We start from the raw sequence: 13,358 nt of genomic DNA on the forward strand, positions 1-13,358 counted from the left end.
GGTTAATCGACCTCGCGCTCGGCCAGTGCGCGGTAAATCTCACGCCGCACCATCTTGCGAACGTTGCGAGTGATACGCTGGCCTAGAACGCCCTGCAGCTCTTCCCGAACGACCTGTGCGATCAGACCCCGCATTGCGTCTTCGTCCAAGGTCAGCGCGCTTTGTCCGGTAGCCAGAGGAGCTGTGTTCATCACTGGCAAGTCTTTGCCTGCAGTCTGCGCATTTTTGCCAGTTGGCCGCACGTGCAGTTCTTTTGCTTCTGATTTCACCGCCTGCGCAGACGCCACGACCGCAGGGTCCCGGACGAAGGTTGCCTTTGTGGCTGTGTCAACGTCTTCGTGTATCGTTTCAGCTTGGCTGATCTTTGCCGAGTAGGTGATGTTGAACTCATCTTCTGCGGCCCACTCCAGCGGTTTTGCCGGTGTCTCGACCTCCGCCGCCCACTCCAGCGGCTTTGTCGGCGTGCCGGAATAAGCATCTTCGCTGTCGCCGTCCGGCTCCCACTGATCTTCGGTTCGCGCAATTGCGGTTTCCAGCGCTTCGATCTTAGCGCTCAGACTGCCGGTCAGGCCGTCCTCTGGCTCAGTCGTGGTTTGCTGTTCGACCGCGGGTTCGGCATGTTTCACGATATCACAAGCCCGCAGAAGCATCGGTTTGACAGAATCTTCGGCCTTGTAAATCGGTTCCGCTTTTTCTGGCTGAGGCTTCTCTTTCACGGCCACTTCACCGACTCGCAATGCGTCGGTCAGAACCAGCCTGCCGGGCTTTCGCGTGTTGGATGACGCCATAACACCCGGAATTTTACGATCTTCTTCGGTGACCAGACGCTTAATCGAGGACAAGACGTCCTCGATTCCCGCTTTTACGACTTTATCCGTCATTGTTCTCTACCGCTCTATCCTCGGGATCGAGTGTAGCTAAACAAACCGGTCCTAACAACAGGTAGTATTGGCCCTTAGTCGCGACGCAACGCTTTGAGGACGCGATCCAGGTCCCGGCTTTGCCTGCTGATCTGCGCCGGAGCCTTTTTAACCAAGTTGTAATACAGGGTTGGATCATAAATCTGGACAGCCAGACCCAGACGTTCAGCCGTCAGCAAACCCTGCGCATCCAGCAGTTGATAAGCGGCACGCGACCGTTCGGTGCGCGATGCAACCTCGGCCAATTGCGCGTCCAATAGATCCTGCTGCGCGTTCAGCACGTCCAACGTAGTCCGCGCACCCAAGGTTGCTTCTTCGCGGATACCGTCAAACGCCACTTGCGAGGCCCGGACCCGTTCCGTAGACGCCCTTAGGCTAGCACTGGCGGCCTGGTAAGCGGCATAGGCGTCCGCGACCCCCTGGGTGATATCCTTTTGCACGTTCAGCAAATTGGCGCGCGATGCGTCGCGAGTTGCCATTGCCCGACGGACCGTGGCGGCCAGACGGCCACCGGCATAGATCGGCTGTTCAAAGCGCAACGCGACAGTCGCATCTTCGAGGCTGTCATCGTTGTCATAGCTTTCGCGCAGGCCCGCATCCGCATTCAGTCTGACATTCGGACCAAGGTTGGCACGCTGCTGTTGAACGAACAAATCCAGCGCCCGCACCTGATGTTGCGCTGACTGAATAGCCGGATGGTTGCGCTGTGCAAGACTAACGGCTTCACCTTCGGATCGCGGCAGGTTCGGCAGGCTTGGTTGACCGGCAGTACGGCCTGGCGCCTTGCCCACGGCGTTCACATATTCCGCCTGCGCAATGCTCAGGTTACCGCGCGCAACCGCTAGATCCGCTTGCGAGCTAGCCAGCTGTGCTTCGGACAGCGCGACGTCCGTCCGGGTCACCTCACCCACATCAAAGCGGTCCTGAGAGGCGCGCAATTCTTCGGCAGACACATCCACGTTGTTCAGGCGAATCTGAACGGTTTCTTCTTGCAGCAGAACACCCAAATACGCGTTCAGGCCGCGAAACAGGACGTCCTGTTCGACGTCCAGCAAGGTTTGCCGTGTGGCCAGCACCGTTTCCTGCGCCGATTGCTTGCCCAGAACCGAGAAGCCGCCATCATAGATCAGCTGGCTCAGGGTGAGGCCGGTGAAAAAGTTGGCTGGCTCATCCCGCACAACACCAGCGCTCGTGCTGTTGCGATTGTAATTCTGACTGACCTCGACCGCCCAGTTGATGATCGGGCGCAGCGCTGACAGCGCGATTGCGACGTCTTCATCAGCCGCGCGCAACAAGGCGCGGTTCTGTTCCAGCAGCCCACTTGTATTGTAAGCCCCGATAAACGCGTCGGTCAGGTTATCAGCCCATACCGCACGCCCTGGTACAACACTGAGCGCGAGTCCCGCCGTCAGCGCCATCGCCTTTGTTAGCTTTCCCCCTGTCCTTGAACGCATGTCGAAATCCTTCTCAAATCAAAATTACGCTGCCCTGAGCGTAGTTTGCGCCGATGTTTTCAACTAATCAAGGTCGCAGAAAAATAAGCGATGAAATTATAGCGAAAATGCACACTCGGCGGAAAATGCCTGCAAAACCGGGGCATTGGCGTTGAATGCATGACGCCACGTCACCCGACCGCCGGATTTATGCCCGATCCGAACGGTTCCAAGCTCTCCTTCGACGAACAGGCAGGCAATGCGTCCGTGATCCTTCAACTGGGCGATCAATGCCTCGGGAACCTGCTCAACCCCGCCTTGTATCATGATGACGTCATAGGGGCCGTGTTCGGTCGCGCCCTGCGCCAGCGGCCCAACATGTACAATCGCGTTGTCGGCGTCTGCTTCCATCAAGATCGTTTGCGCTTCGGCGGCCATATCTTCATCTTCTTCCACGGCAACCACCAACTGCGCCATACGCGCGGCAACCGCAGTGGAATAGCCCAGAGCCGGGGCGATATCCAAAACAGCCTCGTCATTCGAGATATTCAGCGCATCCAGCATTTTGGCCAATGTCCGCGGTTCGGGCAAGCAACGGTCGCCACCAAGGTCGATCACGCCTTCGGCGTAAGCCGCTTCACGCTGAGCGTCAGGTACAAAATTCTCTCTCTGAACGGTCAGCATGGCGTCAATGATGGGGAATTTCGTTACATCCGAAGGTCGGATCTGCGTATCGACCATCGTTCGGCGCCGGGTTGCGAAATCTGTCATTGGATCGCCCATGTTTTTCCCTAGTGTTCCCGGCTTTTGCCACATCCAGAAGAAACCGGCAACGGCTGCAACGTCGAAAGTTTCACCAGATCGCAGAGACTTGGTGTCGCGCTGCGCCATGCCGCAACACATGGAGGTGGATTTTTGCAATCAACCCACTGGACGCCCCTGGCGAAAGGTGTTAAAACGCCTGCCACACCACAGCAAGTATTTGATTTTACTTGAAAAGGCGAGTTGGCGGAGTGGTGACGCAGCGGATTGCAAATCCGTGTACACCGGTTCGATTCCGGTACTCGCCTCCAATATATCCAATCAACCTATTGTATTTAAATGATTTTATCTATGTGTCGGGAGCCTATTTCCCACCTACCCATCCAAATCGCACGCATGGGGAACTGCCGAAAGCGCTTCTGCTCCAGTAGACAACCCTCAACATCCCAGCCAAAAAAAACCAAGTCGAACCAATCAAATAAATCAACTTTCTCTGAGCGCAGCTCGACGGATCGCAACGCGATCTGGTCGAACAACTCAAAGAACAAACATGCCCCACTGCAAGTGAAACATATCAGCAGCTTCGCCGAGCATGAGCAGCGCGAATAGGACCAGCAAGACAGCTCGCCTTAATTCAACTCGCACCCAAGCTGGGAATAAGCGACAACATATAGTGAACACCTGGACATGCATATCTAACCATGCTATTCAACTCACCTAACGCGCCGACAAGGGAATCGCGACTTGCTAGAAGAAGAAGTAAGCCCTGACGAAACGGCAATCGAGCCAAGCCGTCCCTCTACCCGCTCAAACCCCAAACGCCTGTATTCGATGGTGGATCTTTTTGCAGGCTGCGGAGGCTTGTCGCAGGGGTTTGAGAATGCCCACTTTACACCAGTTTTCGTTAATGAGCTGCACAACGATGCGCTAGATACATACCTAATGAATCGCCATCACAAACTAGGAGGTGAGCGATTTGCCGACAACGCAGCACTTCATTGGAACGATGCACAACAGCTGAAAGGGAAACGGCTAGAACAGTTAATTTCTGACTTGTCTTGTCTTGAAGAAATTGATTTCCGTTTCGAAAAGAACTCAAAGGCTCGTAGCGGATCTGGGAGCACACTAGACGTGCTCACCGGAGGCCCACCGTGCCAAGGTTATTCGGGCATAGGGATCCGTCGTTCTTACGCCGTAGATCGAAGGGAAATCCCATCCAATCACCTCTATGGCCGAATGGCTCAAATTATTCGACGCCTGCGTCCTCGAATCTTTTTGTTTGAAAATGTGCGTGGCCTGCTGAATGCGAAATGGACGCGGGAAGGCGGAGATCCGATTTGGCCAGATGTCAAAAAAGAGTTCGGCAAAATACCGGGTTACAAAGTTCGATGGTCTCTAGTGCATGCCAAGAACTATGGCGTTCCGCAAAACAGACCACGTGTCCTGCTGGTAGGGATCCGTAACGATATTCTGGCAAGTCCAAACCTAAAAGGTTTAATCGACCTTGAGGCGGATCCAGACGGAGAAGATGCTGTCAAATGTGGGTTCCTCCCTAAAGGGCGCCCGGGAGAGTTTCCTCATCTCAGTGACTTGCTGGGAGATCTACTAGACCCATCCGTTGAAGACATTTTACTTAGTCAGTCCTTTGCTCCTGGACCCTTTGAAACTAAGGGCTATCCGCGTCCACCAAAGAAAAACACAATTCAGGAAATTCTTCGGAAGACGCCGAAATGGTATCCGCACCAAAGTGTGCAACTGACCGAACAGGAATATAGTAAGCACAAGTGGGCCGTAGTTGATAAGTTTGACTACATGCTCAAGAACCACGGTCAAATTCCAGAGCACTACAAAACCCGAAAGTTTTCGCAACGGGTGCTAAAAGAGCACTGGGGTAACGGTGAGCCCAACATAACCGCCACTTCTTTGCCCGACGATTACGTTCACTACAGCCAGCCGCGTATCTTAACGGTTCGAGAATGGGCGCGCCTCCAGCTTTTCCCAGACTGGTACCAGTTCTCTGGCAAGCGCACTACAGGTGGATTACGCCGCGCTGGCAAGCCTACAGAGGGAATTTTCGATCGAGAAGTTCCGAAATATACCCAGATTGGCAACGCCGTCCCCGTTGGGTTGGCCGAGCGCGTCGGAAAACACTTTAGATTGATATTAGACAAGGCAATGGATGCTTGAACAAAGTGACACGAGCATTTCTGACACCCTAGCAGTTTTTAACCGCTACAACCTCGATGTTGGTTTACTCGTACCGACCAAAACTGGTCTGCAAAAATCGATTATGGACGCCACCGCGGGCATAAGAGATTACTTCTTTGAAACCGGCTTTCATGACTATGAGACGCAACCGCAAGGACCGGAAGCGAAGGTTGTAAAAGAAGCCTATTTCGTACGTTCATCAACTTTAGAACCTGCGAGTGCATCTCTTTATCGCCCTGAGACCAAATCGGGAGATCCGCGGATATGGTTCAGAAAACTGAAAGGGTATGCGGAGCCTTATAACCTCTTAGCATTATTGGTCCAAAGAGACGTAGTTTACGTCGTGAATTGCAGTGATTACACCGTTTTAGAGTCAATTCATCGCCCAGAAACTCCGCTTGGAGCAATCGCTGCCGCGTCAAAACCAAATACAAACCCGGTAGTTGACGAGCTTTTAGAAAAGATCCGCGGTGTAGCGGCTTTGGGTTTCGTGCGCACATTGCGCTCAGGTGACACCGGCATCGGGATGACATTGGAGACAATGTTGGGCATCGCCGCTAACACCAGCAAGGCACCAGACTACAAGGGAATCGAGTTAAAGGCTAAACGCGTCCGCAAAGGCAAAGCTAATCGAGTGACACTTTTTTCGCAGGTGCCAAATTGGAAACTAAGCCCAATTGGGTCTGCATGGAACCTTCTTTCTGACTATGGATATCACCGTAACGGCAAGCTTCGCCTAAACCATGAAATAAATGCTACTTCCCCAAATTCCATCGGTTTCGTGTTGGAAGTAGATTCAAATCGCGACTGGCTCAAGCAGAACCATTTTGACCCTGAAACAAACATGACCCGTCATGTCACTACTTGGGAAATGAAAAAACTGCGAGAACGACTAAAGGAGAAACACCCTCAGACGTTTTGGGTAGGCGCCAAAGCGCGCGGCAAAGGTTCGGAGGAAGAATTCCACTACACCCAAGTCGAGCATACAAGGCTACCCAAGGTTCGAAACTTTGACGCGCTGATCGAGGGAGGCGTAATTTCCGTAGATTATCTAATGTCCCAAAAAGGGCCCCAGAGTGTTCGGGATCACGGCTACTTGTTCAAAATGCATTCGGCCGACTTCCCTGCGCTTTTCCCTCCCTCTGATACCTATGTTTTCACGTGACCAACTAAGTCGCAGCGACAAGCTTCGTCTAACCAAATTAAGTTTCCGTCTACTAGACTGGTATGCCACTAACGGTCGCGCATTGCCCTGGCGTGATCCCGCAGCTAACACATATGAAAAAATATGTGTCGAGGTTCTTCTACAACGTACTCGTGCTGAAAACGTGGCTATGATCTACCCACGCTTCTTTGGCCGTTTCACAAGCTGGCAGGCAATTGCCGACGCCGACATCAACGATCTAGAGCAGGCATTTAAGCCTATCGGGCTGTGGCGACGCAGAGCAAAATCAATAAAGGCTTTGGCTATTTACGCTGCCGATCGCGCCGGCATTTTTCCCAGCAACCTAGATGAATTGACGCACATACCTGCGGTGGGCCAGTACGTAGGCAATGCGATCTTGTTGTTTCAGCACGGACAGTCCCGGCCACTCATTGACTCAAATATGGCCCGCGTTATCGAACGCTATCTACGTCCAAGAACGATGGCGGATATTCGACATGACCCATGGTTGCAAGCCGCGTCCGGCTGGCTGGTACGCGGGCAGGATCCGGTTCGCGTCAACTGGGCTACATTGGATCTCGCTCATGCATTTTGTCGATCAAGAAAGCCAAAGTGCGCGAACTGCGTTCTTAACAAATGGTGCAACTTCGGGAAACTCGCCAAGAACGACTGACCTGCACGCCAAACAAAAAAAGAACGCAGATTTTTCTTGTGGTTTACGTAATCGTTGGGCTGTTACGTTCTCGAAACCGAAACTCAGGTACTTTAACCGCTATATCTAGCTTTTATACCCGGTTCAGGGCTAAATCACTGGGTTCGCGTCTGTCAAGATTGGCCGGGTAAGGTTTCCCAAACCAATTTCGGCCAATCCGTTCAAAATCTTTTTCTTTAACCCTCAGCCAAGATCCTCTTAGATCGTTTCAGGAAGCTTTCCATACTGACAAAAATGCTTCATATCTTGCGCAAATTGCTCAATCGGGCGATAAAATCTACTGCCCAGCGAAATGGGGGCGTTGGCGATCAAATTTTGGATGTTCATGTCGATTCTCCTCAATGTATCTGCTGGTAAGTAGACAGCGGCCGCCTCTGCTCGAATTAGTGCATGTGTGTGACTTTCAGTGAATTCGGTTTCGTCAACAAAGTACCCAGCCCCCACTTTCAGTCCTGCTATATCTCTTAATCCTCGCAACAGTCGCTCCCTTGCATGATAGCTCTTTACCTCTACCCCTAGACGCTGCTTTGCTGTTGCATTCGAGTGAATTACAATGTCGGCGTCAGATTTTTTACCCGTCCATGAAAAATCATGACCTTCCTCCAAGCCTTCGTTCATTAAACACGCCATTAAGAGCTTTTCATTCATGCGACCTGCGATCGATACTAGACTATTTCCTTCTCCGCGAGAAAACGCCGTGTACTCACCAAGAAGAAAATCAATCAACTCCGAGACTGGAATTTCAACATTATCTCCAAACGAGTATTGCTCCAACTTCTCACTAACGTAATTATGTAAAGCGGGTTTAGTTTTAGATTCCACAAACTCCGCACAAATTCGGTTAGCGTGGACTACGTTATTACCGCTTATAGGGGCTTCAAGCCTTTCAACTATCATTTCAAGCAAGGCTTCAGCATTTGGAAGAAAACCTTCTACAGCAGAAAAATATACACTGTCGTTGCTGATAAATTTCTTCAACTGCGCCTTTTTTGTATTGTCAGAGACGGACTTCAAATCGGGGTGTTCCAATATCTCACGTAAGGAAATTGGACGCTCGGGATCGAGTATATTTCTAAAAACTTCAGGATAGTTAATTGGAGGAAATCCTTCTACAGCAGAAGAATATACACGATTATTGTCGATAAATCTCTTCAAGTGCTTCCTTTTTGTAGTATCGGTAACAGAAGCTAATTCCGGATGCGCTAGAACCTCACGTAACGAAATTGGACGCTCGGGATCGAGTATATTTCTAAAAACTTCAGGATAGTCGATAGGCACTTTTTTCTCCAAAAGATGAAGTTGAGTTCGTTTGCTCTAGATTGAGGTTGTTAGAATTAGCCATCACGACCATCCGCCGATTGGCGGCGGATTTAGCCGGAGCCTTTAAGTCAAAGTCGCATAGCCGCTTTTACATTGATGCTGCCATCCGACCAATTTTCTCAACGTGTGCGTCGAATTCGTCCCTGTCTAAAGTATTGGTTAGTTGGGTAACAAACGCGCACAGGTGTTGCTTGCCGTCAAAAGAGTGTACGCCTAAGGCGCACCCTGTCTCCCATGATCTCTCCAGAAACTTTCTGATCTCTCCGGCATTTGGCTTTTTCGCCTTCATTTCGACAACTGGCGCCCAAAACCGCACAATGGGTTGTTCGCGCCTGGAGGAAGGATCCTCTTCAATAAAGATTTTCAATTCTTCTCGACCCGAAGGTTCCACGTACAAGAGGCCGCGCTTTTCATCGACCAAAAGTTCCATTCCTGCCTCGAGCGCCCTCGCGCGAAGCATGAGCCTATAGGGAGAAACGTTCCGCCCACGCCTAGCGAAAATCGTTTCGCCAAGGTAGAATAAATCTTGCTCATTCATCTCGGCGTCCAAACGACCGATTTCAGCGCGGAACGCGCCGGTGTTACCAGCTTCCAATGCCTCAGCCGCGGTCAGAACCGCGTCCATCTTTGAAGTTGGGCGTTTCAGATCAACATCTGCACGCGCGTACCCTTGATATGCCGCCGCGAGAACCGAAACGAGAGCCGTTATTTTCGCACCTGCTTCCAAGTACGCGATTGAATCTGTTTCGTGAGCAAGAAGGAACGCAAGGCTTGCTCGTTGGCCCAGTGAACCATTGTCATCAAGCGGTGTTGGATCACGGCGAGCTGAAACAACGTCTCTGGCAACCGCTAGCCAAGTTGTAGCGCTCTCGTTTCTTAGGCCGTGCGAAGAGAGGCGATTATCAATTCGATCGATCAAGTCGAGGCGATCGAACCCGTGATCGCCTCTCGTTTCCTTTACAAGCAGAACCATCGCAGCCCAGATCGCTTGGTCGGTCTCCTTGGCCCCTGAATCAAACGCTTTTAACAACCCGTTTGCATGGGCTTCAACACGGTCGATGGCAGAGATGTTTCCAACATCTAAAAAGTACTTTTCCACCTCTTGATCGAATTCGCCGCTCTCCAGAACCTTGAGCAACCCCGCGCTCCAACCACAGAAAAAATCGCGCGAGCTTGGGTCAATTGAAACTTGGCCCTCAGAGTTGAAAATCGGTTCGATATCCTGTGCGGCGTCGAATAGGTCATCGTCTTGCTCAAAAACAACTGCCTCGATAAGGTCAGTGGGAACGTCTGGGAAGGCAGAGTAGGAGGCAAAAAAATTATCGAGCTCTGCTTGGCTTGAAAACCTTGCTTCCTCTACCTTCGACACTCTTAAAACCCCCGGCAAGAACATGGGCATGTTGTTTTTCGCGGGACTTTCTCCGGCGACGGCAACAACCAATACAACCATGGCGCCTGGCTCTTCGCACCTAAGCGCCCAGGCAGGTGGCATGGACCCAAAACCGACGACTCCTCCAGGATGCTTCACTTGTATGTCTCTGATCGCATCCTCGGTGGGGGAAATACCTAGGTACCCACGCGAAAGGGCCAGTGCCCAGTTTTCACTGTGCATCGGAACGTAGAATCGCTTCGAGCCAGTAGCCTTTTTCGAACTTTGAGCGTTCGATCCTTTTCCAGACATCTATGCGACCTCCTCCCAAAATGGAGAACCTTCCTCTGGCTCTCGCCACTCGGTTTTTTCTAAATATTCAAGAACATCAGGCCTGTGTAATTCTCCAAAACTCTCGAAACGGCACAAACCTCGATCAGGACTAGGCAGAAGCTTTAAGCCGTCTGGTTGTCGTTCAGAGAAATCCACTCCCGTCAGGCTAACGCGCAATTCCTCTCTCGCCCTGCTGGCCATGACGTAGATTGCCATCCTCTCGTTCATCCCACCAGAGGCGTCTAAATCTGTTTTCTCTAGGCCGACGTAAAAGACTAGGTCGAACTCTAATCCCTTCGCGGAGTTCTGATGGAGAACCGTGACCATGTTCTTGGTTTCAAAATCTAGCTCGTCGACTTTTTTCCAATGCTTACTGGTATAAAATTGGACATTCCAGTTGGTTTCTTTAAGCCGCGATTCAAGCTGGTTCTTCGCCCTCGTGACGTCGTGTTGAGCGCCGTTGACAATCACCCCTACTTGCTTTCCCGCTGATATCTTGAGCTTGCGAACTACGAAATCTGAACGTTCTTTGTCGTCGACAAAAAAATCGACACTAGGAATCTCACCGCTACTCGACGGCAACTTGGCTGCACCGCTCGTTTTACCGACTTGGAAGTATTGGGCGAACTTGGCGACCTCGAGCGTATTTCGGTAGTTCTTGCTCAAGTAAAATTTCCGCTCTTTTTGATGGAATATTCCGAGGTACTTAGCGATATTATCGACGGTACAATTCATTTCGGCTTGTAGCCGTTGATTGTCGTCTGCAAAGACCGTGATCTGCGCTTCAAGGCCGTTGCGCGCGAAGTGCCCGAGAACTTGACCCAAACACATGTACATGACCTCTGGAAAGTCCTGTCCTTCGTCAATGATCAAATGGCCCCAGTTCAACTTGCTAAGCGTTTCCTCATTCTGGCCGACAGCAAGAACGCGGTTCAACACTTCCCTCCAATCCACGGTCCACCTGTCAATCTTGGGGATCGTGCCCATCCCGGCACCTCGCCACCATTTCTGAGCCCAACTGAGCATTGTTGTGACTTCGATTTTTTCATCTACCTTCGCCCAAGCGCTCGAATATCTGCGTAGAACGCGATTGAACATGATTACTCGGGGAGATTGTTGGAGATGAATACACTTCTGTGCCCTATGCATGGCCATGACGGTCTTTCCTGTACCGGGAGGACCAATAACCAGAATAGCGCCGTCATTCGGGGCATTACCATAAACACGCCTTTGCTCTCGATCGAGATCATTTAACGATGGAAATTTCATGTCTCAAACGCCTTTGAGCAAAGGTTGAAAAAAACCGCTAGGCTCGATCTTACCGCGACCATTCTGTCTCCCGTCACCAGAGACCAATACCCGGTTGAGAAGAATATTCGAGAAGGTACAACTTGTTTCGGCAACCAGCGAACAGGCATGGCAAGCCGCACGATTCATTCCCCCGAGACCTTGGCTTTCGATTTCGCGGCAAACCGGGTCACTAGAGCACCATTCGCTTCTAGAAACCGCCCTGTACACCACTTCCGCAATGTTGTCGGTGCCGCCCATCTCCACGAGCCCTCCCATGGAACCCTCCGCATCCGAGTCCGCGGTGTATATGAGAACGCCGGCGTGCAAGTCATCCAGCGGTCCGCAATAAATCCTCTCTCTCAAGGAGGTTGAAGAATAGCCACAGTCGAAAGAAAGTTGGTTCATCAGCAGGTGTGCAAAAGTGTGCACCATCACGAAGACGGGGTTGGCATTGAACCCCATCCGCGAGTGCAACCCGTCTCGCTCAGCCGCTTCTAGCTGCGAGCGAGAAAACTCGCGGATCGCTACGTCGTTTTCGGCCAACCACGTTTTCAATGCACTCTTCTTGAATTCGATGAAGATGCCTTCTCCCGACACCTCGACCGCAGGAAGCCAATTGACCCCACCAATGCCGAGGTCCGGGGGTACCAACGCGTTTTCTTTTTTGACGTCTCGCCTTTGGAAGCCACGAAAGACCCTGACTTCGCGGAGTTTTTCTACTTGCACCACGCGTTCAAAAAGCTCTCTCAGGGAAAACAAATCCGGCGGAGAATGTGCCACACAGCGAAGCGAGACGCCTTCAAAGCCGGACGGAGACGACAATACTGGAAACTCGTTTCCTAGTACGTCTCCCTGATCGAACGAGCCAGCCGCTTCGACTTCCGGCTCGTCAACTTCTTCTCTGGCCACCAGTTCGACAAATGTCGCCCAGCATTCTTCAGGCTCTACTCCATGTTGGACCGAAAGTCCTCGAATAATAGCACCGTACGATATCTCTAGACCATCCATGTCGACCAACCCGCTCTGGAGCTGGTTCCGGGCAACGTCGACAAAGTTTGAAAAAACCTGATCTGTCAAAAGGACGGCAGACAAGTCACTTGTTTCTCCTTTCCTCGCGATGTCCAACGCAGAAATGACCGAAGCATAGTGGAGCGCACTCGAACCCCGGGGCTCCATCCACATCTGGGAAGCTGTTTTGTGTTTCCCCTGACCAGCACACCCAGTGACACCCTCGCCCGGAAAGTACCCCTTGCATGTTTGAGGCAAGGCCCGATCACTAATCCCTTCCAAGGAGCGCTTGGCGCCACAATTACACTCAATTTTCATGCTTTTAAAATCACCACCGCTTTTTCCGCTTACCAGGAACTTTAGCTTGGCGGTTTTTCGATCGCATTGGCCCGTTTCGGCAGTCTTCGCACCTCGGTGCGCCCAGAAATACCAATCAATCTCATCTATGTGCCCTTGGTCGCAAACGGCAATGAACCTCATAGGAACCAGTTGGCGCTTTTTGCACTTGGTCTTTTCGCAGCGTGGAGTAGGAAGCGGGTCTTTTTCATCTTCGCGCTTGTCCTTGTGATACGTCCAGTTAATCATTTCTCTGCAACTTGGACAAAAATGCCAACGCGGGAAGCGATCTGCTGAAACGAAGTACTCGGGCTTTTTTAAAGACTGGATACCCGGCAACTTAGTAACCAAGGACGGGATCTCGATTTCAGCTAGGTTGTTTCCTCCTGGCCAACGCGCGGTACTCTTAATAAAGAAGGATTGGCCATCTACCTCGCATAGGGCTCCCACCCCGAAAGGGGACACGAGCTGGGCACGGCGCAAGCTTAGCTTTCCCATCGGA

At 51.6% G+C, this 13,358-nt stretch carries 10 protein-coding genes and 1 tRNA gene; 4 read left to right on the top strand and 7 right to left on the bottom strand.

From position 1 onward, the window contains the following. Window positions 1-2: 2 nt before the first annotated feature. The 3 genes from ACR0DL_RS07545 to ACR0DL_RS07555 form a co-directional block, all read right to left on the bottom strand. The gene (locus tag ACR0DL_RS07545) at window positions 3-881 is read right to left on the bottom strand and encodes a hypothetical protein (RefSeq protein WP_170347761.1); all 879 of its coding nucleotides are present in this window, start codon (window positions 879-881) and stop codon (window positions 3-5) included. A gap of 74 nt (window positions 882-955) precedes the next feature. Further along, window positions 956-2,374, bottom strand: a complete 1,419-nt coding sequence (locus tag ACR0DL_RS07550) for a TolC family outer membrane protein (protein ID WP_170349192.1) — start codon at window positions 2,372-2,374, stop codon at window positions 956-958. A gap of 96 nt (window positions 2,375-2,470) precedes the next feature. Beyond that, on the bottom strand, window positions 2,471-3,124 hold the full coding sequence (locus tag ACR0DL_RS07555) for a protein-L-isoaspartate O-methyltransferase family protein (protein ID WP_170349438.1): 654 nt from the start codon (window positions 3,122-3,124) through the stop codon (window positions 2,471-2,473). Between the two features lie 228 nt (window positions 3,125-3,352). Here ACR0DL_RS07555 and ACR0DL_RS07560 point away from each other — a divergent pair. The 4 genes from ACR0DL_RS07560 (at window position 3,353) to ACR0DL_RS07575 (ending at window position 7,161) form a co-directional block, all read left to right on the top strand. Then, a tRNA-Cys gene (locus tag ACR0DL_RS07560) sits at window positions 3,353-3,426 on the top strand. A gap of 433 nt (window positions 3,427-3,859) precedes the next feature. After that, a complete protein-coding gene (locus ACR0DL_RS07565) occupies window positions 3,860-5,302 on the top strand; it encodes a DNA cytosine methyltransferase (protein ID WP_480688345.1) in 1,443 nt (480 codons plus the stop codon). Further along, window positions 5,295-6,488, top strand: coding sequence for an MvaI/BcnI family restriction endonuclease (locus ACR0DL_RS07570; RefSeq protein ID WP_480688347.1), 1,194 nt, complete (start codon window positions 5,295-5,297; stop codon window positions 6,486-6,488). Before ACR0DL_RS07565 ends, ACR0DL_RS07570 begins: the two co-directional genes overlap by 8 nt. Next, entirely contained in the window at window positions 6,475-7,161 is a 687-nt protein-coding gene (locus tag ACR0DL_RS07575) for an endonuclease III domain-containing protein (protein ID WP_480688349.1), read from the top strand. The genes ACR0DL_RS07570 and ACR0DL_RS07575 overlap by 14 nt, the downstream gene beginning before the upstream one ends. 237 nt (window positions 7,162-7,398) lie before the next feature. Here ACR0DL_RS07575 and ACR0DL_RS07580 read toward each other — a convergent pair whose 3' ends face one another. The 4 genes from ACR0DL_RS07580 to drmB all read right to left on the bottom strand — a co-directional run bounded on the left by ACR0DL_RS07580 (window position 7,399) and on the right by drmB (window position 13,354). Beyond that, window positions 7,399-8,478, bottom strand: a complete 1,080-nt coding sequence (locus tag ACR0DL_RS07580) for a hypothetical protein (protein WP_480688351.1) — start codon at window positions 8,476-8,478, stop codon at window positions 7,399-7,401. 130 nt (window positions 8,479-8,608) lie between these two features. Next, complete coding sequence (locus tag ACR0DL_RS07585; RefSeq protein WP_480688353.1) at window positions 8,609-10,201, bottom strand: type III secretion system chaperone family protein; 1,593 nt, start codon at window positions 10,199-10,201, stop codon at window positions 8,609-8,611. Then, the gene (locus tag ACR0DL_RS07590) at window positions 10,202-11,491 is read right to left on the bottom strand and encodes an AAA family ATPase (RefSeq protein WP_480688355.1); all 1,290 of its coding nucleotides are present in this window, start codon (window positions 11,489-11,491) and stop codon (window positions 10,202-10,204) included. 3 nt (window positions 11,492-11,494) lie between these two features. Next, on the bottom strand, window positions 11,495-13,354 hold the full coding sequence (drmB, locus tag ACR0DL_RS07595) for a DrmB family protein (protein WP_480688357.1): 1,860 nt from the start codon (window positions 13,352-13,354) through the stop codon (window positions 11,495-11,497). Window positions 13,355-13,358: the final 4 nt, after the last annotated feature.

The sequence above is a fragment of the Ruegeria sp. BB5 genome (genome assembly GCF_056539405.1).

Coding starts and splice junctions, on each gene's coding strand:
- ACR0DL_RS07585 (WP_480688353.1), bottom strand. CDS start 10,201: ATGTCTGGAAAAGGATCGAACGCTCAAAGTTCGAAAAAGGCTACTGGC.
- ACR0DL_RS07545 (WP_170347761.1), bottom strand. CDS start 881: ATGACGGATAAAGTCGTAAAAGCGGGAATCGAGGACGTCTTGTCCTCG.
- ACR0DL_RS07550 (WP_170349192.1), bottom strand. CDS start 2,374: ATGCGTTCAAGGACAGGGGGAAAGCTAACAAAGGCGATGGCGCTGACG.
- ACR0DL_RS07590 (WP_480688355.1), bottom strand. CDS start 11,491: ATGAAATTTCCATCGTTAAATGATCTCGATCGAGAGCAAAGGCGTGTT.
- ACR0DL_RS07570 (WP_480688347.1), top strand. CDS start 5,295: ATGCTTGAACAAAGTGACACGAGCATTTCTGACACCCTAGCAGTTTTT.
- ACR0DL_RS07575 (WP_480688349.1), top strand. CDS start 6,475: ATGTTTTCACGTGACCAACTAAGTCGCAGCGACAAGCTTCGTCTAACC.
- ACR0DL_RS07555 (WP_170349438.1), bottom strand. CDS start 3,124: ATGACAGATTTCGCAACCCGGCGCCGAACGATGGTCGATACGCAGATC.
- drmB (WP_480688357.1), bottom strand. CDS start 13,354: ATGGGAAAGCTAAGCTTGCGCCGTGCCCAGCTCGTGTCCCCTTTCGGG.